Raw genomic sequence first — 23,078 nt, forward strand, 5'->3', positions numbered from 1 at the left:
GGGTCCCCGGCTGGGCAGGGGACCTTCCATGAAGGTCTCCGTCGACGCCGACGTCTGTTATGGGTCGGGTGAGTGTGCCTTCCGGGCACCCGCTGTGTTCGGTTTCGAGGACGGGTACGGTTTCGTCCTGCCCGGACGCGAGGAGTACGGGGAGCCCGGAGAGCCCGGGGACGACGACGAGCTGATCCGGGACATCGCCGAGCGCTGCCCGTCGCAGGCGATCCGGATCGACGGCAAGAAGGTCACTGACTAGCGGATGCGCAGCACCGGCACGGAACTCACCGAACTCCTGGCCACCCTCGGCCGCCGCTACGTCCGCGACTTCCCGGGCCCGTGGGGCAAGACCCTCGCGGCCCGTGCGCTCAACCCCTACCTGCGAGACCATCCCCGGCAGCGCGTCGTGGAGACGCTCTCCGGCGACCGGTTCGCGGTCGACACCCAGGACCTCATCCAGCGCTACCTGTACCTCTTCGGGGTGTGGGAACCGCACATGACCCGCTGGCTGCGCGGCCGGCTGGCGCCGGGGGACTGCTTCGTCGACGTCGGCGCCAACATCGGCGTCTTCAGCGTCCTCGCCTCGCGGCTGGTCGGGGAGCGGGGCCGGGTGGTGGCCGTCGAGGCCTCCCCCGCCTTCCACCGCCGCCTCGAACAGCAGAGCGCGCTCAACGGCTGCCGGAACATCCGCGCCGTCAACGCCGCCGTCTCCGACGCCCACCGCACCCTGACCTTCGTGCTCGCCAGCTCCCGCAACATGGGCGCCAACAGCATCGTCCCGTGGGACGGCCCGGCCGAGTCCAGCTTCGACATCGAGGCCGTGCCGCTGCCGGAACTCCTCCGGCCGGAGGAGATCGAGGCCGCGCGGGTCGTCAAGATCGACGTGGAGGGCGCGGAGGGCGCGGTGGTGCGCGGGCTCGCCCCGCTGCTGGCGAAGCTCCGCCCGGACGCCGAGATCACCGTCGAGGTCACCCCCGGCCGGATGGCCCAGCTGGGCGACTCCGCGGACGATCTGCTGCGCACCATGACCGACGCCGGGTACCACGTCTACCGGCTCGCCAACAGCTACGCGGCCGACAGCTACCCCCGCGCCCTTTACGGCGAACCGGTGGTCCCGGTCCGCTGGGACCGCCCGGTGACCGAGGAGAGCGACCTGGTGTTCTCACGGGTGGACGCGGCGACCCTGTGAGCGACGCGGTGGCGCGGTCGTACCGCGTACGCCGGCCGCACCGCCACCCGCACCGCCGGCCGCACCGCCACCCGCACCGCCACCCGCACCGTCACCCGCACCGCCACCCGAGCTCCGCCAGCGCCCGGGCCCGTGCCGCCACGACCGTCATGCGGGCCTCCCGCTCCACCGGGTCGGTATGGGCGGGGCCGCCGGTGACCTGGCCCTCCCACTTGCGGTAGAGCAGCCCGACCTCCGCCGAGAACCAGCCCCGGCTGACGGCGTCGAGGGCGAGCAGCAGCCCGGTGTCCTCGGAGGCGGGCAGCGCCATCCAGCCGCCGAGGGCCAGCAGCAGCTCGCGGCGGACGAAGAGGGTGGCCGGGTGGACCTGGGCGCGGAAGCCGTTCGCCGTCCAGTGGCCGAGCACCGTCCCGCGCTCGATCGGACCCTCCTGCGGATCGCCCGGGAAACCGGCCGTGGAGCCGTCCGGCAGCAGGTCCAGAGCACGTGAGGTGGCCCAGCCGAGGTCCGGGCGGGCCTCCAGCGCGGCCAGGTCACGGCCCAGCGCACCCGGCGGCAGCTGGTCGTCGGCGTCGAGGACCTTGACGTACGGCCCCTGTGCCCGGGCCAGCGCCATGGTGCGTGCGACCCCGGGGCCGCCTGCGCGGCCCTGCCGGAACGACACCCGCGCGTCGTCGGGGACGTAGCCGTGGACCTCTTCGCCGTGTCCGTCCTCCTGGATCAGCCACTCCCACTCCCAGCCGTCCGGCAGCCGCTGCCCGGACAGCGACCTGTAGGCCTCGGGCAGAAAGCGGGCCGACGGCGCGTGGACCGCGGTGACGACGGTGATGCGCCGGGTCACGGCAGCGCTCACCACCTTTCCAGGTGTGTGGTGAAGAGCAGTTCGGTGCGGTCGCCGGGGAGCGTGACGGCGGTGATGTCGACGATGCGGTCGTGGATGTCGTACGACGTCTTGCGCAGCAGGATCACCGAGGTGCCGTCCGGCAGGTCCAGCTCCCGGGCCTCCTCCGGCGTAGGCGGCCGGGCGGTGAAGCGTTCCTCGACGCGGTCGACCTCGATGCCGACGGTGTGCAGCTGGTTCTGGGTGCCGCCGGGCCAGGGTTCGTTGGCCTCGTCCAGGAGGGCCGGGTTGGCCGCGACCAGGTCTCGGACGAGGTAGGAGGTCACCAGGCTGAAGGGGGCGCTCTCGGAGGCGTGCCTGGTCCGGTAGGTGCGCTCCAGGAGCACGGTGCCCGCCGGCACCCTGAACGCGTCGGCGAGGTTGCCGGGCGCGGTCAGCTCGCGGTAGCGGGCGTAGAAGACCAGGTCGTCGATGACCAGGCCGGTGTCGCGCTCGGTCGCGCCGGTCTCGGCCCTGGTGGCCTCCGGCATCAGGGCGCGGTCCTTCTCCCACTGGTGCCGTTCGTTGTCGCGGACCGCGCGGGTGCGTGGGCGGCGTACGAAGGTGCCGCTGCCGTGCCGCTTGTCGATCAGTCCCTCCGCGCTGAGCAGTCGCAGCGCGTTCTGGATCGTCGGGACGCTGCGCCCGTAGTACCGGGCCAGCTCCGCCTCGGAGGGCAGCCGGGCGCCGGGCTCGCGCTCGCCCTGCCTGATGGAGCGGCGGAGGTCGTCGGCGATCTCCTCGTACGCCTTGGGCACATGATCAGCCTACGACTCCTCAAGAGGAGTTGATGAGTCGAGCCGTTCCGGCCGCGGATACGGGGTGTCCGGGCGTGCGGAGACCCGCGGCCGGGGCGGTCCCGTCGCGGGTCTGTGTCGCAGTAGGCGCTGGTACGTACGCAAGTCGCCCTGCGCCGTTGCGTCCGAGCTGTCTGTTATCTCTGCTATCTCTGGTATCTCTGCTGCTTCTGCTACTTCTGTTACCTATTACTTCTATTGCTTCTGTTACGTCCGTGACTTCTGTGCCTGCGAGATCAGCAGTCGAGCGGTGCCGCGGGGGGTTCGGCCGTGGTCTCCGACTCGGTGGTGTCCAGGGGGCGCTGCCGGCAGCTGGGGGTCTTGCCGTGGGCCTCGGCCCGGATCCGCTGCTTCATCGTGGGCGGGAGGGACCTTGCCTGGGACCAGAGCCAGTGGGTCTGTGCCGGGATCGTCACCCGGTCCGTGACGTGGTCCTCGCCGGTGCTGTTGCGCGGGGTCTCGGTCTGCGGTACCGCGGCGGCGGTGGTGGCGGAGACGAATCCGAGCGCCGTGCACAGCGCGAGGAAGGCGGTGACGATGGCGGTCCACAGCTTCATGACCTTGGAGTTCCGGGCCATGGCCCCTCACTTTCGGGTTGGGCGATTTGCGTACTTTCCTCATGATGTGTATAGGGCTCGCGAAGTGGGGGACGTCGGCTTGTGGCGCGTCGATGTTCTGATGAACACCACACGGATGGGTGCATGGCGTGGGAAAAATCCCAAGAAAGGCCCATGAAGGGAGTCGAGAGGGAGCAAAGTAACCGTCCGTGGAGGTGTGATCACCCTCCGATCGGAGCGGTCCGACCTCGCGCAACGCCTTGCGGCGGACCGGAGTTGGGGGTCGGATGCCAGGTCACCGATCGATATCGGTCGGTGTGTATAGTCGGGCGCCAGAGGTCCCCTACGTCAAGGAAGAGACGAGGTCGCGCGGTGAAGAAGCTTCTCCTGGTCGCACTGGCCGCCATCGGCGGGCTCCTCGTGTACCGCCAGATCCAGGCGGATCGCGCCGAGCAGGATCTGTGGACGGAGGCGACTGACTCCGTGCCCACGGGTTCGTGAGTACCGACAACAGACGACACTGAGACCCCGGCCGCCGGTGCGGTCGGGGTTTTTGCGTCTCCGGACGGCCGACCGGCGCGGTGCGGGGGTTGCCGGCGGGCGTTTCGAGCGGAGCGTTTCGGACGGTCGCTCGGATCGCCGGGTGGCGCGGGCGCGCGCGGGGCAGTATGAGGCCCGGCCGGGCCGTGACTTCCCCGGCCGGCGGACGACGACTGGGGGCGCGCGTGACACGGCGGTGGCGTACGGCGGCACGGCGGGGTATCTGCGTGGCGGCCGCCCTCGCAGTGACGGCACTGCTCCCGGCCGTTTCCGCCGCGGCAGAGGACGGCAGCGGCAGCGGATACGCCTTCGCTCCCGGCGCCCGCACCGTCACCGGAGCGGCGAGCACCACGGACGCCGTACCGCTGGAGCCCGGCACGGCCTACCGCAGCACCCTCCCCGACAAGGGCGAGCTGTACTTCCGCCTCGAACTCACGGCCGGCGCCACGGCCTACGTCCCCGTCACCGCCGTGCCGCCCTCCTCCGCCACCGTCTCCGCCAGCGACGGCATCGACGTCTCGATCGAGGACGCCAACGGCACCGCCTGCGACTACGACAGCGCCCGCTTCGGCGCCGGGCTCAGTCCGCGGCCGGTCACCGCGGTGGGGCGGCGGGACGCGGGCAAGGCGCTGTGCCGGGGCGCCGGCACCTACTACGTGGTCGTCGAGCGGGCCGTGTCCGGCTCGACGACCACCACCCCGGGCAGCTGGGACCTGGAGATCGCCCCCGTCACCGAACCGGCCCTGGCCAAGTCCGGCGCCACCACCGCCCCCGGAACCTGGAACTCCGCGTCACCCGAGCCGCTCACCTCGGACCCCCGCCGCCGCACCGGGGGCGCCGGCTTCACCACGGCCCGCACCCTGGACCAGGGCGTCTGGCAGACCGGTATCACGCCCGGCCAGACCCTCTACTACGCCGTCCCGGTCGACTGGGGCCAGCAGCTCCACGCCACCGTCGACCTCGGCAGCACCGGCGGCGACACCCACGGCTATGTCAGCGCCGCGCTCAACCTCTCCCTCTACAACCCGGTCCGCGGCTACGTCGACGACGTCTCCCTCGGCTACGACGGCACCCAGAAGTCGTCCTCCCTCGACCCTCTGCCGCCCGTCGCCTACGCCAACCGGTACGCCGCCTCCGGCACGGAGAACGCCGTCCGCTTCGCAGGCGCCTACTACCTCGTCGTCCACCTCACCGGACAGACCGCGGACACCTTCGGGACAGGGCCGTACGGCGTCACCCTCCGGGTCCGCGTCGACGGCACCCCGAACTCCGACCCCGCGTACGCCGGTTCGCCGGTCCCGAAGGGCATCTTCGGTGTCTCCTGGAACCAGGGGGGCCTGCTGACCCCGGCCGACGGCGACGACACGACGCTGCGGGCGCTCGCGGCCGGCGGCATCGGCACGGGCACCGCCCTGCTGCTCGTCCTCGGCCTGTGGACCCTGACCGCCCGGCGCGCTCAGAGCCGGGCCAGCGCCCAGAAACCGACGGCGTAACAGGCCAGCGCGAGGAGCAGGATCGGCACGGCCGCCCTGGCGGGCGGACCGGGCCGGGGCGCCCGCCGCCGACGCCGGCCATGGGTACGGACCGACGGCGGCGAGGTCTGCGGATCCCGCGTGGTGTAGGTGGCCGTGGGGGTGGGGGTGTCCGCGTGCGGCTGGGCCGGGGGGAGCGGCTGGGCGGGAGGCCAGGGCGTGTGGGGCTGCGGGACCGGGGCGGCCGCCTGCTGGGCGTACGGCGGGTACGGCGGTGTCGGCTCGGGCCGCACGGCAGCGGGGGCCGGGGGGACCGGTGTCCGGGGCGGGGGCGGGGGCGGGGGGAGCCGGAAACTGCCGGTGTCGGACATGGAGGCGGGCAGCGAAGGGGATCCGGTGCTGGCGGTGCTGGCGGTGCTGGCGGTGCTGGCGGTGCCGCCCGCCGTGGACCCTTCGGCGGGACCGGTCCCGGCCTCGGTGCCGGTCTCAGTGCCGGGCGTCGCGGGAGCCGGACTCGCGCCCGCGCCCGTACTCGCGCCCGCCTGCATCCCCGTCCCTGCCGCTCCGGCCGGTTCCCCGGGCTGCTCGCGGCCCGGGGCGGCCCCGGTCGGCCGTTGCCCGGTCGCGGTCGCCGCGTCGGGGTTCGTCGCGTCGGGATTCGGCACGGCTCCCGGTGCACGGGGCCCCGTCGAAGTCCCCGACAGCTCCTGGGCGGTGTCGACCCCCGAAGCCCGGCGCATCGGCCCGGCCGGCCCGAACCCCGGGGGGAGCGGCCCCAGTTGGTCGAAGATCTCGATCGACTCGTCGTCGGCGTCCGTCTCCGGGAGGAGCTCGCGGGCCTCGGCGAGGGCCTTGCGGGCTCCGGTGGCCGTACGGAAGCGGGCCCGTGGGTCCGGCTGGAGAAGACTGGCGACGACCTGCCAGAGCGGGTCCGGGATGCCCTTGGGCGCTCCCGGTGTGCCGTGTTCGGCGAAGTACTGGACGAGCGCCTTGGCGTCGGGTTTGGCGCCCTCCAGGAGGTACAGGGCGACCAGGCCGACGGCGAACAGGTCGGCCGTGAAGTCTGGTTCGGCGCCGAGGAGTTGCTCGGGGGCGATGTAACCCGGCGTACCGACCACGAGGTTGGTCTCGGTCAGCCGGGCCTCGCCGAACCGCATGGCGATGCCGAAGTCGGACAGGCGCAGCCGGGGACGTGCGGTGCCGGTCGCTTCCAGCAGGATGTTCGCGGGCTTGACGTCCCGGTGGACCACACCCTCGGCGTGCACCGCGGCGAGTCCGGCGAGGAGTTGGTCGAGGAGGGTGCAGACGAACAGCGGAGGCAGGGGACCGTAGTCCCCGACGAGGTGGAGCAGCGAGCCGCCGGCGACCAGGTCCATCGTGAACAGGACCTTGTCGTCGTCGGCGGCCCAGCTGGCCGGAGCCAGGACATGGGGGTGGTCGATGCGCAGCGCCTGCTCCCGCACGAAGCGCAGGAGCGCGTGGGCGTCGCTCTGCTGGAGCACCTTGGCCGCCACATAGCGCTTGCGCCGGTGGTCCCAGGCGCGCCAGACGGCGCCCACTCCGCCATGACCGATCGGGTCGGCCAGTTCGTACCGGCCCGCGAAGACCTCACCCATGACTGCGCGTACCCCTCCCCCTCGGCTTCCCCTGCCACCCCCCTTGCCTGTTACCCCCCTTGCTTCCCCCGGATGAGCGATACGACCCCTCTCGCGTGCCCCCGTTGCCAGGACCTGGCCCCGCCCGGTTCACCGGACCCCCTCCGGTGCACCGGGCCGTGGCTCAGCTCTGGTGCGACTGGTAGTGCGTGACCGCGTCCGAAGTGCGGCCGGCCCCGTACACCCGGAGGAACTCCGCGAGCTCCGGGTGGGACGGAGCGAGGGTGTCGGCCGCGTCGATGATGTCACCGGCGGCGGCGACCGAGCGCAGCAGCGACTGGATCTCGCGCACCACCCGCTTGACCGTCGGCGCCCCCGAACCGCTGGTCGTCTGCGTGGTGTTGCTGAGCACCGAGCCCCCCTGGGACTTCTTGATCTCGTCCATGCGCTCGGTCGCCTCGGCCGCGCTCACGCTGCCGTCCGCGACCTGGGCCGAGAGGTCCTGGAGCAGCTGCACCCGCTGGACCACGGCCGGGTTGCCGATCTTCGCCCGCTGCCCGCTCATCAGCTGCGACAGCATGGGTGCGGACAGTCCGAGGACCGCCGCGAGACGTGCCTGGTTGAGCCCCAGGTCGTCGATGAGCTTACGGAAGAGCGCCCCCAGCGGCTCTCCGTACCAGTTCCGCTGCAGCTCCCGCGCTCTGGCGGTGGCTTCCTGCTGTGCGGCGTCCATTGCGTCTCCCCATCGCTTCCCCAAAAAAACCACGGTTCGCTACAGCGAACCCCGTCGAGCATCTTACGGAGAGTGGTCATCTGCGGGGACCCCCAATCTTTTTGCGAGGTACGGGGGGTGACCCGGTACTCTGGTCTGCGGCACCGACCTCGCGGACCTTCCGCCGGCCGGTCGCTTCCCGTACGGGGCCTTAGCTCAGTTGGTAGAGCGCCGTCTTTGCATGGCGGATGTCAGGGGTTCGACTCCCCTAGGCTCCACAGATAAATGCCCTCTGAACTGCGGAAACGCGGTTCAGAGGGCATTTTTGCTGATCCCCTGTCCGTCCCCCGTTGCGGAGGCCGGTGCCGAAGATGCCGAAGGTGGCGTCGGGGCAGTGGTCGCGGACGTGCTTCCCGCACCGCACGAGGACCGGCGAGGTCGAGGTCGGAGGGGGTTGCACACGGAGGGTGTCGGACGTGGCGCTCACAGTGAGGGGCGTGAGTGGGTTTCCCGACCCGCAGCCGACCGTCGACGACCTCTCCCGGCTCACCCCGGAGGTGGTCGCGGACGGCACAGCAGATCCGGAACCCGTTACGGAGTCCGGCACGGAAGATCCTGCGTCCGTCGTGCATGGCAACGAAGCGGTTGCCGCACGCTGAGGCACTTGCTCGCCCCGCCAGGTCCGGGTGGGGTTACCGGGTCCCCGTCAGTCGCTGTGGACGGTGATCGAGGTGTACTGGGTGAGTTGGTGGGCGGCGGGGTCCGCAGTCCGGCAGCGTGCCCACAGCCTGGGTGCGCCGGCCACGGGGCCGGTCGGGATGGTGACCGTTGCCTCGAAGGAGCCGGTGGCGAGTGCGTCGAGGGAGGACAACTCGCGGTTCGTGCCTGCCGTCGCGGTCGTCTGCGGCTGTCCTCCGGACTTCTCCCCCTCCATCGAAAGGGTCAGTTTCGCGCCCCGCTCCCAGCGGATGCCGAGGGAGACCGGGGCGCCCGGAGCGCAGCCTGTGCCGCGGAGTGTGACCGTGCCGCCGGGCACGCTCCGGGAGGGCGAGGCACGCAGAGACGGTGCGTCGGTGGTGGGACGGGGAGTGCCGGGCGCCGTCCGACCGGGGGTGCTGGATCCGGACCCCTCGGAACCGAGGGCCAGCGGGAGAATCGCCAGCGCGGTGACGGTCAGGGCGGCTGCCGCCACGGCCTGCCGTGCGGTGCGACGGCGCCGGGCACGTTGCCGCAACTGGCCGACCGGTGGTCGCCGGGCGGCCCGGGTGCCCTCCTCGACGAGGCGGCGAAGACTGCTCTCAGGGTCGGCCATGGCGGGACAGAGCTCCTTCCGGATCGGCGGCCAGGTGGCGGGCCAGGTTCGCGCGGGCTCGGGCGAGCCTGCCCCGCACGGTGCTCACCGGCAGTCCCAACTCCTCGGCGACCTGCTCGATCGGCAGGTCGAGCACGTCGTGCAGCAACAGCACCGGGCGCTGGTTCACCGGTACGCGGCGCAACATCTCGGCGACGCCGGCCGTCTGCGCCGTGAGCTGAGGCTGGGGGCGTTGGGCGCCGAGGCGCAGCAGGGCCGCGGCGCGGCGGCGCAGCCTGCGGATCTCACTGACCGCGAGGTTGATCGCGACCCGGCGCACCCATAATTCGGGCACGTCGTAGGCCTGGATCCGGGGCCAGCGGTCCAAGGCCCGGATGAAGGCCTCCTGCACGACGTCCTCGGCCTGTTCAAGACTGCCGGTGACCGAGAACAGCTGGCCGACCAGTCGCGGGTACGACGACTGGTAGAACTCCTCGAAGTCCATCGAGCCGGTCGACTCTCCTCGGTCACCCTCTCTGTCCTGGTCCACTTACTTGGTGGGGGGCACCTGGACCATTTCCATGCGCTTCTGGGCAGGGGACAGCGCGAGCCAGGCAAGCTGGTCGGCGGTGGCCTCGCCCTTCGCCTTCAACTGTTCGACCAGTTGGTTCTCCTTGGCGATCTGGGCGGCGGTCGGGCCGGTGGCGGTCGTCTTCACCGTGTACTGAAGCTGCAGGATGAGCTTGTTCTCGTCGGCGTACTTGGCCTTCTCCTCGGCCTTGTACTTGGCCTTGTCCGCAGCCTTGTCCTTGGCCTTGCCCTCGGCCTTGGAAGCCTTACCGGCGGACGCCTGCGTCTTCACGCCCTTCTGGGCGGTGGGCTGCTCCTGCTTGGTGGCCTGCGGCTTGGCGGTGGCTCCGGTCGAGGCCAGCGCCGTCGAGGCGAACACGGCACACAGGGCCGTGGCGGCCACGCCGAGGGCGGCGAATCCGATCATGCGGTGCTGCATAGTCGATCCTTCATTGGTCGGTACGGCACGATGGCGGCGGCACGCAACGCGGGCGTCGAGCCCGGTGCCGCCTCACCACCCCCACGCCGCAGCCCCCGCCCGGCACACACCCCTCGGGTCTTCGTTATCGATCCGAGACAGACCCCTTGTGCGTGATCCAGAACCCCGGTCCCGCCCCTGCGCCCGCCGTCGCAACGGCCTGCCGGGCGGAGCGCGGGAGCGCCTGCGCTTGGGGCAGGAGGATCCGGCCCGCCTCGGTGCGGGTGGCTGCCCTGTTCCGTGCGGTCGAGCAGGCGCGCGAGCTCGCGTCCTTCGACACGCCGGACCTGGCGCGGCGCGGTCTTCGACGCGTCAGTCGCCCCGCAGCGCGGCCCGGGTGAGGGTCGTCGCGGTGTGCACGAGGCTGGTGATGGCCTGTTCGGGGTCCAGTCCGTTCAGATCGGTCAGGCTGAAGAACGCCTCGGCACTGACGACGACCGAGAGGTCACGCCTGAGCTGATCCAGCGCCGCCGGTTCGACGGTGCCGCTTTCGGCGGTCGGCGCCAGCGCGTGGTCGATCAGTCCGAAGCGCAGTCCGGGGCGTGCGGCGGCTTCCGCGGGCCGCACGATGGTGGCCGCGATCATGGCGCGGACCACGCCCTGGCGGCTCAGTATGTGGCGCAGCAGGGACTCGGTCACGGCGGCCACGCGCGCCACCGGGTCGGTGGAGCCGGCGACCGGCCGCAGCGCCTCGGCGGCTGTGGGCAGCTGCCCGGCGGTGGCCTCGCGCAACAGGCTGAGCAGGTCGGGGAAGTAGCGGTAGGCGGTGGCCTCGGAGACCGAGGCCGCCTTGGCCACCTCGGGCATGGTCACTTCGCGGCCGGTGCGGCTGAGCTCGGCCGCTGCCTGCACGATCGCGGCCCGGGTGCGCAGTTTCTGGTTGGCACGGCCCGTCGTGCTCTGGGTTCCCACCGGTCCACCTCTCGTCGTCCGCGGCTTGGGCTGGTTGATCCCCTTGGTGCGGGAAGGATTGCGCCCCACGAGGCGGGGGCGCCCTCCCTTCGCGAGAGCATGCTCTCATGAAAGGAGTCGGTCCGGTGCACGAGGTCCCGGTTGTCGGGCCGGAGGGCGGCGAGGTCATCGACCTGGGCCCGGCCCGCATCCGCATCCTGGAAGGCGTCGGCGACGTCGTTCACGAGGCCCCGCGACGTCCACTAGATGAGTGGAAGCTCTCTTAATGAGAGTTCACTTGCACAAACCCCCAGACTCATCTAGTTTCATGAGAGTTAGCTCTCATGAATGGGGATCATCGCTGTGAGCACTCCGGTAACCGCCACCTCCACCTCCACCACACGCACCGTCGATCTCGCCGGCGGCCTGTCCATCACCATCGGCGAGTACGGCGCCGACACCGAGGGCACCGGTGTCCTGCTCCTGCACGGCGGCGCGGGCCCCCGCACGATGACCGGCCTGGCCGCCGCCCTCTCGGAGCACGTCTACGCCGTCGCCCCGACCCACCCCGGCTTCGACGGCACGCCGCGTCCTGATTGGTGCGACTCCGTCGCGGACCTGGCGGTGGCCTACCTCGATCTGCTGGACAGCCTGAACCTGACCGGTGTGATGGTGATCGGCAACTCGATCGGCGGCTGGATCGCCGCCGAGATGGCCCTGCGCGACACGAAGGGCCGCATCGGCGCCCTCACCCTCCTCAACGCCGTCGGCATCCACGCCAACATGCCGGCCAACCAGGTCATCGACCCCCGCACCCTGCCGCCTCAGGCGGTCACCAAGCTCTCCTTCGCCAACGCGGCCTTCCGCCCCGACTTCTCCACCTTCACCGACCAGCAGCGCGCCGCCGCCGCGGCCAACCAGCAGACCCTGGCCGTCTACGGCGGTCCCGGCTTCACCTACGACCCCAAGCTCCGCGGCCGGCTGCACCGCATCACCCTCCCGGTGCTGGTGGCCTGGGGCGAGGAGGACGGCATCGCCAACGCCACCTACGGCCGCGGCTACGCCGACTCCTTCCCCAACAGCCGCTTCGTGCCCATCCCCGAGGCCGCGCACTTCCCGCAGATCGAACAGCTCCCGGCGACCCTTGCGGCCATCGGCGACTTCGTCGACACCGTCGTCAAGCCGGGCCTGGACGACTGAACCCAGGGGTTCTCCCGCCCTGCGCAGGCGTGGCGGCGGACGCCGGCGTCGACACCGGCCGGACCCGCCGCCGCGCAGGGCCGACCCGCTGCCACCGCGGCCGGGTCATCCTCGGCCCGCCCCGCTGAACACCGGCACGGCCGCTCTCCGGATCTGCACCCCCGGTCCGAGAGGCACCACCATGTCCGGGCGGCAACGTCACGACCTGTCCCATGCCGCTCACGAGGCATCCTGCGGCCATCGCCGACCGCAGGCCCTCTCCTTTCGGTGGGAGCCGGCGTCAGGCGGTGGGCGGGACGACGATGACCTTGCCGTGTACCGCGCCTTCGGCGGCCCGGCCATGGAGCGCCGGAAGTTCGGCCAGCGGCACCCGCTCGGTGACATCGACGCGCAGCTGTCCGCCGTCGATCAGCGCCACCAGCCGCGACAGCTGTTCGGCGTCGCTGCGGACGAACAGGTCGATGCCGCGCACGCCGCGCTCCTCGTCGGCAGGCGCGGGCATCCAGACCGTCGTGTTCACCACGACCCCGCCCGAACGGACCAGCGTGACGAGCGCGGCCAGCTCGGCCGGGTCGACCGGCGCGAGGTTGAGCACGACGTCGACCGGCTCGGCGACCGCCGTGGTCACCCCGGTGGTGGTGTGGTCGATGACCTCGTCGGCGCCTGCCGAGGTGACCGCGGCGCTGCTGCGCGGGCCGGCCGTGGCGATCACGTGGGCCCCGGCTCCCTTGGCCAGCTGCACGGCGTAGCCGCCGACCGCTCCGCCGGCGCCGTTGATCAGCACGCGCTGTCCGGCCGTCAGCTTGCCGTGGTCGAACAGCGCCTGCCACGCGGTGAGGCCCACGACGGGCAGTGCGGCGGCGTCGGGCAGCGGGACGCTCTTGGGCGCCGGCGTCAGAACCTCGGCCGGCGCGAGGACGTACTGCGCCGCGGCGCCGCTCCCGTCCATCGGCAGGAAGCCGATGACGTCGTCGCCGACCGCGATGCCGCCCACGCCCTCGCCCAGCGCGTCGACCGTGCCGGCGACGTCGATGCCGGGGGTGTGCGGCAGCTGCACAGGGATGGGGCCGCGCATGAAGCCGGCGCGGATGTTGCCGTCGACGGGGTTGAACGAGGTCGCGGCGACGCGGATCCGCACCTCACCGGTTCCGGGGGCGGGAAGCTCCACGTCCTCGTAGCGCAGGACGCCGGGGTCGCCGTACTCGTGGAAACGCACTGCCTTCATTTCGGTGCTCGCCTTCACTGCGATCGAATGTGCTTCGAATTCGAAGCAACCGTGGACGACGGTACCTCTACTTCGAATTCGAAGCAAGTGTCGTGGCTCACTGCCGGGGCGACACCTCACACCCTTCGAATTCGAAGCAGTAGACTCTGGTCATGCCTGATTCGCCGCCAACGCTCGACCCCGCGCAGCTCGGCGCCTACTTCAGCCTCATCGAGGTGACCAGCCTGCTTCGGCATGCGGTCGAGCAGCAGCTGCGCGAGACAGGCGATCTCAGCTATGTGCAGTTCCAGCTACTGGCCCGCCTCGGCGACTCCCCGACGGGCAGCCACCGCATGACCGACCTGGCCGACGGCGTCGTCTACAGCCGCAGCGGCCTGACGTATCAGGTGGATCTGCTCCAGAAGGCGGGTCTGGTCGTCCGCGCTCCCTCGCCGGACGACGAGCGGAGCATCGCCGTCACCATCACCGATGCCGGGCGTGCGCTGCTCGGGAAGGTGCTGCCGGGGCATATCGAGGTGGTCAGCGGCCTCCTGTTCGAGCCGCTTTCGCGCGACGACGTCAAGGCTCTCGCGGACCTGCTGGCGCCGGTGCGCGACCACATGCGTTCGACACCGCCCCGCTCGGCCACGTCTCGCCGCCGAAAAGGCAGGGCATAAGGACTCGACTCGGGCACGCGGAAACTGGCGAAGCGGAACTCCTCGCCGTACTACGGCGGTTGCCCGCCCTTGGCGGGCTTCTGCTCTCCTGTCCGTGGCGCCGTAGCCGCATGGTCGTGCCGCGGCTGCCGGAATCAGTCGGTGTCCGTGGCAGTGAGGACGGCGATCTCCTGCCCGCCCGTGCGCAGGGCGGCCACGGCGAGGTCCCAGGCCACGTGGCGGAACCAGTCCGACGACGGGTCGGCGATGAACCAGTGTGCCTGTTCGACCAGCTTGGCCGTGTGGTCGATCGGTGCGTCCGGAGCGGCGCCGACCAGGCCGCCGAGGGAGCGCCAGGCAGCGAGCCGCCCGTACGCACCGAACATGCCGCTGCCGTAGGCAGGACTGCGCACCGCCACGCTGAGCAGTACCCGCAGCACCCGGCCGGAGGTGGCCGGGTGCAGCCGGGCCCCGGTCTCTCCCGTGCGCCACGCGGTGAGCGGCAGCCGTTCGAAGACGGCTGCGAAGTCGTCCGGAGAGACAGGGGACGCGGACCAGAACTCCTGCGCGGCGACCGTGCCGTTGGACTCCTCCACCCAGTGCCGCACCGCGGCGCTCATGGCCTCGGCCGACTCCGCAACGGTGGTCTCCGCCGGATCGGTCGCGGCGCTGCGCCGGCGCATCTGCGGTGAGACACGGAGTTCGGGCTGGTCGCTGTGGTTCTCCACCGCTGCCGGGGGCAAGCCCCACGTCCAGTCGTCCGGGGCGTGCGGCGGCCTGAGCAGCGCACGCTCCGCCGGCAGCAGGTGCAGCGGCAGGGGCGCGAGCGGATGCCCCTCCGCCACGAGCGCCTCGCCGAAGGACCGCAGAACGGGGTACTCCGGGACCGCGACGCCTCGGAGTACCAGCTCGTGCAGCAGGCAGGCCCTGAACTCGTGCGGTGCCGCGGTGCCGAGCTGCCCGCCGTAGACGGCCGGGACGATGTCAGCAGGCCGGTGCCCCCGGGCCACCAGGTAGGCCAGGCTCCGCACGGCCTCGGTCCGTGCCGGCTCTCCGGCCTGCAGGCTGATCGGCAGGCACATCAACGCGCGCAGGCTCTGCTGCCCCGCCGTCGTGGCCAGAGCTGTCTGCAACCGGTCGAGCAGGAAGACGTGTTCGGGTGAATCCCCGCCGTCACGGGCGGCCCGCCGGGCGAGCTCCGCGCCGAGGAGCGTCGTCCACTCGAAGTCCCCGGACGAAACCCGATGCCGGATCTCCTCACCGAGTGCGGTCGCGGCCGAAAAGCCGCGGTCCAGCAGTTCTCTGATCTGTTGAGTCATGTCGCCGTACATGGTGGAGTCACTCTGCCCCACGCCCGTCCCGGGGGACATCGATTTCGGGTTCGGCCCCGCCGGGCTCCACAGCAAACCCCCTGACCTGCGTAAACGCGGTCAGGGGGTTACGTGCTCCGTCCGTGCGGTCAGCCGTCTGGTTTCACGTGAAACGGCGTGCGACCCAAGCGCGGCCGACCGGACTCAGGACTCAGCGGTTCTTGTCGTCCCGGGACCGGGACCCGTGCTCCTCGGCCTCCTTCGCCTGCACCTCGGGGTCGAGGGGAGAGCTGCCGTCCACCGAGCTGAGACGGCCCGCATCCGGGACCTCCGTGGCGGCCGGAGGCTCGACCAGCCAGTCGGGGTTGGCCTGCTTGTCCCACCACTTCCAGGCGGCGAAGGCCGCACCGGCCAGCACGCCGAACACCGCGAACGCCTTGAACGCACGGCCGCACGACGAGCGCCGCTGGTTCCGGCGGGCCAGCTTCTCGATCTCCTCGGCCGACACGTTGCCGCGCAACGCGGCCAGCGCGGCGGCACCCCGCGCGGTCGCCTCCTCACGGACCGGACCGGCCGCCGCCACCGCCTGCTCGATCCTCGGACGCGAGTAGTCGGCGGCCTGCCGGGCCGCCTTGCGCGTCAGGTCGGCGGCGTCGTGCGCGGCCTGGTCCATCTTCGGCGGGACATGGGTGCGGGCCTGCTCCAGGCGCGGCACGAGACGGGCGTCGTACTGGACGCGGGCCTGCTCAGCTGCCTGCGACACCACGGGCGCGAGCCGTACCCGTGCCTCTTGTGCGTAGTACGCGGCACGCTCCTTGGCCGTGTCGGCGTAGGGCGCCACCGCTTCCGCGGCGTGCCGCACGCTGTCCTTCGCCGAACTGGTCGCGGCGCGCACGCTGTCTTTGCGGGTCACGGGTTTCCTCCTCCTCGGTGGCGTACGGTATTTCGACTTTCCACCCTTTTACGGATCATGCCTGTCCGCGGGCCGGGCGGCGCGCGAGGACGGGCATACGGGTGCAACCAGAGCTAAGAGGGGCTTGTCGACGACAATGCCACGGATCGAGGCCGTGCGCCCCCGCATGGCAGAAGGGGTTCCGCAAGTGATTCGTGAGGATCCGCGTCCGGAAGCCCCGGGCGGGCATCGGACCCGCCGTACCGTGCGAGGATCGGGGGCACTGAATCCGAGCACAACGGAAGGCGGACCGTGGCCGAGCAGCTCTACGCCACCGTGAAGACCAGCCTCGGCGACATCGAGGTCCGGCTCTTCCCCAACCATGCGCCCAAGACGGTCAGGAACTTCGTCGAACTGGCGCAGGGTGAGCGTGAGTGGACCCACCCGGCCACCGGCGCCGTGTCCACCGATCCGCTCTACGACGGCACCGTCTTCCACCGGGTCATCAGCGGCTTCATGATCCAGGGCGGCGACCCCCTCGGCACCGGCATCGGCGGCCCCGGCTACAAGTTCGAGGACGAGTTCCACCCCGACCTGCGCTTCGACCGCCCCTACCTGCTCGCCATGGCCAACGCCGGCCCCCGCACCAACGGCTCCCAGTTCTTCATCACGGTCAATCCCGCGCCCCACCTCAACCGCAAGCACACCATCTTCGGCGAGGTCGTCGACCCGGCCGGCCAGAAGGTCGTGGACAGCATCGCCGCCGTCCCCGTCAGCGGACCCAACAAGCGGCCGGTGAACAACGTCGTCATCGAGACGGTGGTCGTCGCGAAGCGCGCCGGCTGACCCGGTCCGAAAGGGAAGCACCCGGAGGGAACCAAACGCCCCGCTCGTCCGTAAGGATGGGCGGGGCGGAACACTGCCCACGACGAGCGAGGGGACCCCATGGAGGACCAGGCGGCAGGCAGCGCGCGCGACGCCCACAGCCTGCCCAAGTGCTACCGGCACCCGGACCGGGAGACCGGCGTGCGCTGCACCCGCTGCGAGCGCCCCATCTGCCCCGAGTGCATGGTCAGCGCCTCCGTGGGCTTCCAGTGCCCCGACTGCGTCCGCGGCACCACCGCAGGCCAGAGCGGCCCGCCCCCGGCCGCCTCGCAGCCCCGCACCCTCGCCGGCGGCACGATGACCGCCGACCCGCGGCTGCTCACCAAGATCCTGATCGGCATCAACATTGCCGTCTTCCTGGTCCAGAAGTCCGTCGGGGACAGTTTCACCAATCACTTCGAGATGATCGGCCAGGCTCAGTACTCCCAGTTCAGCCCGCTGGAGGGGGTGGCCCAGGGCGAGTACTACCGCATGCTGACCGCGATGTTCCTGCACGACCCGACGAACCCCATGCACATCGTGTTCAACATGCTCAGCCTCTGGTGGATCGGCGGCCCCCTGGAAGCCGCCCTCGGCCGCGCCCGCTACATCACGCTCTACTTCGTCTCCGGCCTGGCCGGCAGCGCCCTCACGTATCTGCTGGCCGCCCAGAACCAGCCCTCGCTCGGCGCCTCCGGCGCGATCTTCGGCCTCTTCGGCGCCACCGCGGTGCTCATCCGCCGGCTCAACTACGACATGCGGCCGATCATCGCCCTGCTGGTGATCAACCTCATCTTCACGTTCAGCGGCGGCATCGCCTGGCAGGCCCACATCGGCGGCCTGGTCGCCGGTGTCGTCACCGGCTACGCGATGGTGCACGCCCCGCGCGAGCGGCGGAACCTGATCCAGTACGGCACGTGTGCGCTGGTGCTGGTCGTGGCCGTGGTGATCACGGTCGTCCGGACCGCGCAGCTCACCTGAGCCCGAGCCTGAGCCTGCTCCCCGATCACGGCGGCTCACCGCACCGATACCGAACCGTTGTCCACAGTCGGTGGCCGATCTTGTGCACAACGTGCGTGCACAACTGCGCCCCCTCCCACTCACCTGCGTTACCGCAGGTCAGGGAGGGGGCGAGCGGTTTTACGGCGAGTGTTGTGGTAGTCGTACCGGCGTCAACACTCGACGGGTTATCCACAGATCGTCGTCTTTTCCCCAGGAGGGTGTGGACAGCAGGTCAGGCCTGTGGATAACTCAGCGGATAGCCCTGGGCAGAGCTACCGCGGCACTACTTCCACTGGGTGGAGACGCCGAAGCCGGCCGCGATGAAGCCGAAGCCCACGACGATGTTCCAGTTGTCGAGGCTGTCGATCGGCAGTGAACCGTCGGTCACGTAGAAGACGACGATCCAGGCCAGCCCGATGAGGAACATGGCCAGCATCACCGGCGCGACCCAGGCGCGATTGTTGAGCTTGATGGCGGTCGCCTGCTTCGCCGGGGGCGGCGTGTAGTCGGCCTTCTTGCGGATACGTGACTTCGGCACGAGGGTCTCTCCTGTCGATGCGCTGCGTGGCCGCGCAGGTAACTGGGTCGGGCTCGGGGCAGCGTACAAGGGGACAGTAAGGGCAGACTGAGCGCTCCCCCGGGCGTCCGTTAGCGTAGTGCTTCCGTGGCGCTGAAGGAGATAAGGGTACGTTGAGCAATTCTGCCGACTCCAACGCGACCGGATCAACGGGTTCCGGCCCGGCCGATGAGGGCGGTTCCCGGCCCGGCCCCCGGCCGCGCCTCCGTCCGGTGCGGATCCTCACCGTGGGCGTCTTCGCCCTGGCCGGTCTGCTCTTCTTCACCAGCTTCAACACGGCCAAGGGCACCGACATCCGCTCGGACGACAACCTGCTCAAGCTCTCCGACCTGATCCAGGAGCACAGCCGCAAGAACAAGGAGCTGGACGAGTCCAACGCGAGCACCCGTGACCAGAACGAGAAGCTCGCCAAGCGCGACGACGGCTCCACCAAGGCGCAGGACGACCAGCTCGCCGGCCTGGAGAAGGACGCCGGCACCCAGAAGCTGACCGGCAAGGCGATCACCGTCACGCTCAACGACGCCCCGCCGAACGCCACCGCCAAGCTGCCGGGCTACCCCGAACCGCAGCCCGACTACCTGGTCATCCACCAGCAGGACCTGCAGGCCGTGGTGAACGCCCTGTGGCAGGGCGGCGCCCAGGGCATCAAGGTCATGGACCAGCGGCTGATCTCCACCAGCGCCGTGCGCTGCGTCGGCAACACGCTGATCCTCCAGGGCCGGGTCTACTCACCGCCGTACAAGATCCAGGCGATCGGTGACCCGGCGAAGATGCAGAAGTCGCTCGCGGACTCCGAGGCGATCCAGAACTACATGGTGTACGTGAACGTGTACGGCCTCGGCTGGAAAGTGACCGAGGACGGGACGGTGACTCTTCCGGGCTACTCGGGCACAGTGGATCTGCACTACGCGAAGCCCGTGGAGTAAGCAGCTCGTCACTTTCTGGAGCCGCCGGTGCGCGTGATCGTCAGGACCGTCAGCGAGCTCTGCATCACCGTCGGCACGCTCATCGTGCTCTTCGTCGCGTACGTGCTGTTCTGGACCGGCGTGAAGGCCGACAGCGTGATGCACGACCAGATCGACCAGTTACAGCGGCAGTGGTCGGCGAAGGCCACGGTGAACCCCACGGCGACGGCGAGCGCCGCACCCGCGACACCGGCCGCCTACCACTACGGCAGGCCCTTCGCGATCATGTACATCCCCCGGTTCGGTTTCACGTGGAACAAGCCGGTTCTGGAGGGCACCGGCACCGACGTGCTGAAGAAGGGCCTCGCCCACTACGCCCGGACCGCCGGGCTGGGCCAGGTGGGCAACTTCGCGGTCGCCGGCCACCGGCGCACCTACGGCGACCCGTTCCTCGACTTCCCGAAGCTGCGCGAGGGCGATGCGATCGTCCTGACGGACGGGACGACCTGGTTCACGTATCGGATCGACAAAGGCCCTTACAAAACAGTTCCGACGGACGTTGAAGTGATCGACCCTGTGCCACGTAAGTCGGGGTATACGCGTCCGGGGCGCTATCTCACGCTGACCACGTGCGATCCGGAATGGGGGCACAGCCATCGGCTGATCGTCTGGGCGCACTTGGACTCCACACAGCCCGTGGAGTCAGGCAGACCCAAGGCGCTGCGCCGTTAGTCTGGTGCAGTACGGCGGGTTTCTGGTGCCGTGGTGGAACGGAAGGGACGGCATGTACGGCTGGATCTGGCGGCATCTGCCGGGCAACGCGTGGGTGAGGGCGCTGATCTCACTCCTGCTCGTCCTGGCCGTCATCTACGTCCTCTTCCAGTACGTCTTCCCCTGGGCCGAACCGCTGCTGCCCTTCAACGATGTGACGGTGGACAACCAGTGAGCGCGCGGATTCTCGTCGTCGACAACTACGACAGCTTCGTCTTCAACCTGGTCCAGTACCTGTACCAGCTGGGCGCCGAGTGCGAGGTGCTGCGCAACGACGAGGTGTCGACGGCGCACGCCCAGGACGGGTTCGACGGGGTGCTGCTCTCGCCCGGTCCCGGCACGCCGGAAGAGGCGGGCGTCTGCGTGGACATGGTCCGGCACTGCGCCGCGACCGGCGTCCCGGTCTTCGGCGTCTGCCTCGGCATGCAGTCGATGCAGGTGGCGTACGGCGGTGTGGTGGACCGGGCGCCCGAGCTGCTGCACGGCAAGACCTCGCTGGTCGAGCACGGCGGCAAGGGCGTCTTCGCGGGCCTGCCCTCGCCCTTCACCGCGACCCGCTACCACTCGCTGGCCGCCGAGCCGGCCACGGTGCCGGCCGAGCTGGAGGTGACCGCCCGCACCCACGACGGGATCATCATGGGCCTCAGGCACCGTGAACTCCCGGTGGAGGGCGTGCAGTTCCACCCCGAGTCGGTGCTGACCGAGCACGGGCACCTGATGCTGGCCAACTGGCTGGTGGAGTGCGGTGACCAGGGGGCCGTGGCCAGGTCGGCGGGGCTCGCCCCGGTGGTGGGCAGGGCCACGGCGTGACCGCGCTGCGCCCCGAGCGCGAGACCGGTGCCTCGTACGGGGATCAGCCGTACGAGGGGTCAGGTGCGCTCGGGGAGACGGCGTTTCTGCCGCCGCTCCCGCCGATCGACGAGGAGACCGTCGCGCTGCGGATCCCCGATCCGCCGCCCATATCGGCCTCTGTGGGCACAGCAGCCTCTTCCGGCACCGGAACCCCAGGAGGGGGCCGAGCGGCCCGCAGAAAGGCCGCCAAGCGGCGTGGCGGGCGGCACGGTGGCGCACCGGAGACGGCGCTGCCGGAGAACACCGCACCGGGCATCGCGCCGAGCGCCGCACCGGGGCGGCCGCTGTCCCGGGTCGAGGCCCGTCGGCAGCAGCGGTTGCGCAAGCCCAGCCCGGCCGTCATGGCGAGCCGGGCGATAGGCGAGGTGTTCATCACCACCGGCGTGCTGATGCTGCTGTTCGTCACGTACCAGCTGTGGTGGACGAACGTCCGCGCCCACGCCCAGGCCGGCAGCGAGGCCAGCAGTCTCCAGAAGGACTGGGCGAGCGGCAAGCGCGCCCCCGGTGTCTTCGCGCCCGGCCAGGGCTTCGCCATCCTGCACATCCCCAAGCTGGACGTGGTGGCGCCGATCGCCGAGGGCGTCAGCAACAAGAAGGTCCTCGACAAGGGGATGGTCGGGCACTACGGCGAGGGCACGCTGAAGACCGCGATGCCGCAGGACAAGACCGGCAACTTCGGTCTGGCCGCGCACCGCAACACGCACGGTGAGCCGTTCCGGTACATCAACAAGCTGGTGGCCGGCGACGCGGTCGTCGTCGAGACGCAGGACGAGTACTACGTGTACAAGGTGACGTCGATGCTGCCGGTGACGTCGCCGAGCAACGTGAGCGTGCTGGACCCGGTGCCGAAGGGTTCGGGTTTCACCCAGCCGGGCCGGTACATCACGCTCACCACCTGCACGCCGGAGTTCACGAGCAAGTACCGGTTGATCGTGTGGGGCAAGATGGTCGAGGAACGCCCGCGCAGCAAGGGCAAGCCGGACGCGCTCGTCGAGTAAGGGCAGAGGCAGAGGAACTGTGGCAGCGACCACCGACGACACCGAAGACAAGACCGACGCGCCGGACACGGCGCCCGCCGCAGGCCGTCGGCCGATGGGCCGGATCGCCATGGCGGTCAGCGTCTTCGGTGAACTCCTCATCACGGCGGGCCTGGTGCTCGGCCTGTTCGTCGTCTACTCGCTGTGGTGGACGAACGTGATAGCGGACCGCAAGGCCGACCGGGCGGGCGACAAGGTCCGGGAGACCTGGGCTCAGCAGGACACCGGTCCCGGCGCGCTGAACACGAAGAACGGCATCGGCTTCCTGCACGTGCCGTCGATGAGGAACGGCGAGGTCCTGGTCGAGAAGGGCACGTCGACGGACGTCCTGAACAACGGTGTGGCCGGCTACTACACGGACCCGGCCAAGGCCGCGCTCCCCACCACCGGCAAGACCGGCAACTTCACCCTCGCCGCCCACCGCGACGGCCACGGCGCCAAGTTCCACAACATCGACAAGGTGAAGGTCGGCGACCCGGTCGTCTTCGAGACCCGCGACAACTGGTACGTCTACAAGGTCTACGACATCCTCCCCGAGACCTCGAAGTACAACGTCAAGGTCCTCTCGCAGATCCCCGAGGAGTCCGGCAAGACCAAGCCGGGCCACTACATCACCCTGACGACCTGCACGCCGGTCTACACGAGCCGCTACCGGTACGTGGTGTGGGGCGAGCTGGTGCGGGTGCAGAAGGTGGACAGCGAGCGGACGCCGCCGAAGGAACTGCGCTGACGGACCCGCTCGTGCGGCGCCGACGAAAGGCTGTGTCCGGGCCGGGGACTCCATGCCCGGAGGTACCACGCACCTGACGTGCCGGTTCGCTGTCGCGCGGGAGCATCGCGTG

At 70.6% G+C, this 23,078-nt stretch carries 27 protein-coding genes and 1 tRNA gene; 15 read left to right on the top strand and 13 right to left on the bottom strand.

All coding sequences use genetic code 11. The features are described 5' to 3' along the window. Window positions 1-28: 28 nt before the first annotated feature. Together ACIQVL_RS16740 and ACIQVL_RS16745 are read left to right on the top strand one after the other, a co-directional pair. Entirely contained in the window at window positions 29-253 is a 225-nt protein-coding gene (locus tag ACIQVL_RS16740; RefSeq protein WP_403428532.1) for a ferredoxin, read from the top strand. Between the two features lie 3 nt (window positions 254-256). After that, window positions 257-1,183 (top strand): FkbM family methyltransferase, encoded by a 927-nt coding sequence (locus ACIQVL_RS16745; protein ID WP_403428535.1) that lies wholly within the window; start codon window positions 257-259, stop codon window positions 1,181-1,183. Between the two features lie 91 nt (window positions 1,184-1,274). Here ACIQVL_RS16745 and ACIQVL_RS16750 read toward each other — a convergent pair whose 3' ends face one another. The 3 genes from ACIQVL_RS16750 to ACIQVL_RS16760 all read right to left on the bottom strand — a co-directional run bounded on the left by ACIQVL_RS16750 (window position 1,275) and on the right by ACIQVL_RS16760 (window position 3,438). Beyond that, window positions 1,275-2,036: a glycosyltransferase family 2 protein gene (locus tag ACIQVL_RS16750; protein ID WP_403475633.1), complete on the bottom strand. Its 762-nt coding sequence runs from the start codon at window positions 2,034-2,036 to the stop codon at window positions 1,275-1,277. Next, the gene (locus ACIQVL_RS16755) at window positions 2,033-2,821 is read right to left on the bottom strand and encodes a GntR family transcriptional regulator (RefSeq protein ID WP_403428539.1); all 789 of its coding nucleotides are present in this window, start codon (window positions 2,819-2,821) and stop codon (window positions 2,033-2,035) included. Before ACIQVL_RS16755 ends, ACIQVL_RS16750 begins: the two co-directional genes overlap by 4 nt. A 275-nt stretch (window positions 2,822-3,096) precedes the next feature. Further along, a complete protein-coding gene (locus ACIQVL_RS16760) occupies window positions 3,097-3,438 on the bottom strand; it encodes a DUF6344 domain-containing protein (protein WP_403428541.1) in 342 nt (113 codons plus the stop codon). 351 nt (window positions 3,439-3,789) lie between these two features. Here ACIQVL_RS16760 and ACIQVL_RS16765 point away from each other — a divergent pair, with 351 nt between their 5' ends. Next, on the top strand, window positions 3,790-3,918 hold the full coding sequence (locus ACIQVL_RS16765) for a DLW-39 family protein (RefSeq protein WP_003999697.1): 129 nt from the start codon (window positions 3,790-3,792) through the stop codon (window positions 3,916-3,918). Window positions 3,919-4,184: 266 nt separating this feature from the next. Next, on the top strand, window positions 4,185-5,450 hold the full coding sequence (locus ACIQVL_RS16770; RefSeq protein ID WP_403475634.1) for a hypothetical protein: 1,266 nt from the start codon (window positions 4,185-4,187) through the stop codon (window positions 5,448-5,450). Here the strand turns inward: ACIQVL_RS16770 and ACIQVL_RS16775 are convergent. Together ACIQVL_RS16775 and ACIQVL_RS16780 are read right to left on the bottom strand one after the other, a co-directional pair. Next, the gene (locus ACIQVL_RS16775; protein WP_403475635.1) at window positions 5,414-7,045 is read right to left on the bottom strand and encodes a protein kinase; all 1,632 of its coding nucleotides are present in this window, start codon (window positions 7,043-7,045) and stop codon (window positions 5,414-5,416) included. The two genes, ACIQVL_RS16770 and ACIQVL_RS16775, sit on opposite strands and share 37 nt — an antisense overlap. 163 nt (window positions 7,046-7,208) lie before the next feature. Continuing rightward, window positions 7,209-7,757 (bottom strand): DNA-binding protein, encoded by a 549-nt coding sequence (locus ACIQVL_RS16780; RefSeq protein ID WP_093500792.1) that lies wholly within the window; start codon window positions 7,755-7,757, stop codon window positions 7,209-7,211. A gap of 184 nt (window positions 7,758-7,941) precedes the next feature. Here ACIQVL_RS16780 and ACIQVL_RS16785 point away from each other — a divergent pair. Next, a tRNA-Ala gene (locus ACIQVL_RS16785) sits at window positions 7,942-8,014 on the top strand. A gap of 428 nt (window positions 8,015-8,442) precedes the next feature. On the opposite strand, the gene ACIQVL_RS16790 is transcribed toward ACIQVL_RS16785, so the two are convergent. From ACIQVL_RS16790 to ACIQVL_RS16805, 4 genes are all read right to left on the bottom strand, one after another. Further along, window positions 8,443-9,048 (bottom strand): hypothetical protein, encoded by a 606-nt coding sequence (locus ACIQVL_RS16790; RefSeq protein WP_403428549.1) that lies wholly within the window; start codon window positions 9,046-9,048, stop codon window positions 8,443-8,445. After that, window positions 9,035-9,532 (bottom strand): sigma-70 family RNA polymerase sigma factor, encoded by a 498-nt coding sequence (locus tag ACIQVL_RS16795; protein WP_403428551.1) that lies wholly within the window; start codon window positions 9,530-9,532, stop codon window positions 9,035-9,037. Before ACIQVL_RS16795 ends, ACIQVL_RS16790 begins: the two co-directional genes overlap by 14 nt. A 45-nt stretch (window positions 9,533-9,577) precedes the next feature. Beyond that, window positions 9,578-10,036 (bottom strand): hypothetical protein, encoded by a 459-nt coding sequence (locus ACIQVL_RS16800; protein WP_403475636.1) that lies wholly within the window; start codon window positions 10,034-10,036, stop codon window positions 9,578-9,580. 351 nt (window positions 10,037-10,387) lie between these two features. Further along, complete coding sequence (locus ACIQVL_RS16805) at window positions 10,388-10,987, bottom strand: TetR/AcrR family transcriptional regulator (protein ID WP_403428554.1); 600 nt, start codon at window positions 10,985-10,987, stop codon at window positions 10,388-10,390. A gap of 342 nt (window positions 10,988-11,329) precedes the next feature. On the opposite strand from ACIQVL_RS16805, the gene ACIQVL_RS16810 reads away from it, so the two are divergent. Beyond that, window positions 11,330-12,166 carry an alpha/beta fold hydrolase gene (locus ACIQVL_RS16810; RefSeq protein ID WP_403475637.1) on the top strand — a complete coding sequence of 279 codons (837 nt, stop codon included), beginning with the start codon at window positions 11,330-11,332 and terminating at the stop codon, window positions 12,164-12,166. Window positions 12,167-12,446: 280 nt separating this feature from the next. On the opposite strand, the gene ACIQVL_RS16815 is transcribed toward ACIQVL_RS16810, so the two are convergent. Then, window positions 12,447-13,391 carry an NADP-dependent oxidoreductase gene (locus tag ACIQVL_RS16815; RefSeq protein WP_403475638.1) on the bottom strand — a complete coding sequence of 315 codons (945 nt, stop codon included), beginning with the start codon at window positions 13,389-13,391 and terminating at the stop codon, window positions 12,447-12,449. Window positions 13,392-13,543: 152 nt separating this feature from the next. Here ACIQVL_RS16815 and ACIQVL_RS16820 point away from each other — a divergent pair, with 152 nt between their 5' ends. Then, window positions 13,544-14,047, top strand: coding sequence for a MarR family winged helix-turn-helix transcriptional regulator (locus tag ACIQVL_RS16820; RefSeq protein ID WP_403428562.1), 504 nt, complete (start codon window positions 13,544-13,546; stop codon window positions 14,045-14,047). A 134-nt stretch (window positions 14,048-14,181) separates the two neighbouring features. Here the strand turns inward: ACIQVL_RS16820 and ACIQVL_RS16825 are convergent, their stop codons facing one another. Both ACIQVL_RS16825 and ACIQVL_RS16830 read right to left on the bottom strand, forming a co-directional pair. Next, a complete protein-coding gene (locus ACIQVL_RS16825) occupies window positions 14,182-15,345 on the bottom strand; it encodes a DUF6183 family protein (protein WP_403428565.1) in 1,164 nt (387 codons plus the stop codon). Between the two features lie 202 nt (window positions 15,346-15,547). After that, window positions 15,548-16,249 carry a DUF5324 family protein gene (locus ACIQVL_RS16830; protein WP_403428568.1) on the bottom strand — a complete coding sequence of 234 codons (702 nt, stop codon included), beginning with the start codon at window positions 16,247-16,249 and terminating at the stop codon, window positions 15,548-15,550. 291 nt (window positions 16,250-16,540) lie between these two features. On the opposite strand from ACIQVL_RS16830, the gene ACIQVL_RS16835 reads away from it, so the two are divergent. Together ACIQVL_RS16835 and ACIQVL_RS16840 are read left to right on the top strand one after the other, a co-directional pair. After that, the gene (locus ACIQVL_RS16835; RefSeq protein WP_403475639.1) at window positions 16,541-17,074 is read left to right on the top strand and encodes a peptidylprolyl isomerase; all 534 of its coding nucleotides are present in this window, start codon (window positions 16,541-16,543) and stop codon (window positions 17,072-17,074) included. Between the two features lie 99 nt (window positions 17,075-17,173). Beyond that, window positions 17,174-18,073: a rhomboid family intramembrane serine protease gene (locus ACIQVL_RS16840; RefSeq protein ID WP_403428572.1), complete on the top strand. Its 900-nt coding sequence runs from the start codon at window positions 17,174-17,176 to the stop codon at window positions 18,071-18,073. Between the two features lie 304 nt (window positions 18,074-18,377). Here ACIQVL_RS16840 and crgA read toward each other — a convergent pair whose 3' ends face one another. After that, window positions 18,378-18,632, bottom strand: coding sequence for a cell division protein CrgA (crgA, locus tag ACIQVL_RS16845; RefSeq protein WP_351956796.1), 255 nt, complete (start codon window positions 18,630-18,632; stop codon window positions 18,378-18,380). 152 nt (window positions 18,633-18,784) lie between these two features. Between crgA and ACIQVL_RS16850 the strand changes: the two genes are divergently transcribed. From ACIQVL_RS16850 to ACIQVL_RS16875, 6 genes are read left to right on the top strand one after another with little or no spacing between them, the layout of a single operon-like run. Next, window positions 18,785-19,597, top strand: a complete 813-nt coding sequence (locus tag ACIQVL_RS16850; RefSeq protein ID WP_403428574.1) for a DUF881 domain-containing protein — start codon at window positions 18,785-18,787, stop codon at window positions 19,595-19,597. A gap of 27 nt (window positions 19,598-19,624) precedes the next feature. Further along, window positions 19,625-20,308: a class E sortase gene (locus tag ACIQVL_RS16855; RefSeq protein ID WP_403428576.1), complete on the top strand. Its 684-nt coding sequence runs from the start codon at window positions 19,625-19,627 to the stop codon at window positions 20,306-20,308. 52 nt (window positions 20,309-20,360) lie between these two features. Continuing rightward, complete coding sequence (locus ACIQVL_RS16860; protein WP_393810847.1) at window positions 20,361-20,522, top strand: hypothetical protein; 162 nt, start codon at window positions 20,361-20,363, stop codon at window positions 20,520-20,522. Further along, a complete protein-coding gene (locus ACIQVL_RS16865) occupies window positions 20,519-21,157 on the top strand; it encodes an aminodeoxychorismate/anthranilate synthase component II (RefSeq protein ID WP_403475640.1) in 639 nt (212 codons plus the stop codon). Before ACIQVL_RS16860 ends, ACIQVL_RS16865 begins: the two co-directional genes overlap by 4 nt. After that, window positions 21,154-22,197, top strand: coding sequence for a class E sortase (locus tag ACIQVL_RS16870; RefSeq protein ID WP_403428579.1), 1,044 nt, complete (start codon window positions 21,154-21,156; stop codon window positions 22,195-22,197). The genes ACIQVL_RS16865 and ACIQVL_RS16870 overlap by 4 nt, the downstream gene beginning before the upstream one ends. Before the next feature lie 19 nt (window positions 22,198-22,216). Beyond that, entirely contained in the window at window positions 22,217-22,966 is a 750-nt protein-coding gene (locus tag ACIQVL_RS16875; RefSeq protein WP_403475641.1) for a class E sortase, read from the top strand. The last annotated feature ends 112 nt before the right edge of the window (window positions 22,967-23,078 follow it).

It is taken from the genome of Streptomyces sp. NPDC090499, assembly GCF_044769305.1.
Taxonomy (GTDB): domain Bacteria; phylum Actinomycetota; class Actinomycetes; order Streptomycetales; family Streptomycetaceae; genus Streptomyces.

Bases quoted from the DNA above. Each gene is read 5' to 3' on its own strand.
- ACIQVL_RS16740 (WP_403428532.1), top strand. From the start codon at position 29: ATGAAGGTCTCCGTCGACGCCGACGTCTGTTATGGGTCGGGTGAGTGT.
- ACIQVL_RS16745 (WP_403428535.1), top strand. From the start codon at position 257: ATGCGCAGCACCGGCACGGAACTCACCGAACTCCTGGCCACCCTCGGC.
- ACIQVL_RS16760 (WP_403428541.1), bottom strand. From the start codon at position 3,438: ATGGCCCGGAACTCCAAGGTCATGAAGCTGTGGACCGCCATCGTCACC.
- ACIQVL_RS16775 (WP_403475635.1), bottom strand. From the start codon at position 7,045: ATGGGTGAGGTCTTCGCGGGCCGGTACGAACTGGCCGACCCGATCGGT.
- ACIQVL_RS16780 (WP_093500792.1), bottom strand. From the start codon at position 7,757: ATGGACGCCGCACAGCAGGAAGCCACCGCCAGAGCGCGGGAGCTGCAG.
- ACIQVL_RS16790 (WP_403428549.1), bottom strand. From the start codon at position 9,048: ATGGCCGACCCTGAGAGCAGTCTTCGCCGCCTCGTCGAGGAGGGCACC.
- ACIQVL_RS16795 (WP_403428551.1), bottom strand. From the start codon at position 9,532: ATGGACTTCGAGGAGTTCTACCAGTCGTCGTACCCGCGACTGGTCGGC.
- ACIQVL_RS16800 (WP_403475636.1), bottom strand. From the start codon at position 10,036: ATGCAGCACCGCATGATCGGATTCGCCGCCCTCGGCGTGGCCGCCACG.
- ACIQVL_RS16815 (WP_403475638.1), bottom strand. From the start codon at position 13,391: ATGAAGGCAGTGCGTTTCCACGAGTACGGCGACCCCGGCGTCCTGCGC.
- ACIQVL_RS16820 (WP_403428562.1), top strand. From the start codon at position 13,544: ATGCCTGATTCGCCGCCAACGCTCGACCCCGCGCAGCTCGGCGCCTAC.
- ACIQVL_RS16825 (WP_403428565.1), bottom strand. From the start codon at position 15,345: ATGACTCAACAGATCAGAGAACTGCTGGACCGCGGCTTTTCGGCCGCG.
- ACIQVL_RS16840 (WP_403428572.1), top strand. From the start codon at position 17,174: ATGGAGGACCAGGCGGCAGGCAGCGCGCGCGACGCCCACAGCCTGCCC.
- ACIQVL_RS16860 (WP_393810847.1), top strand. From the start codon at position 20,361: ATGTACGGCTGGATCTGGCGGCATCTGCCGGGCAACGCGTGGGTGAGG.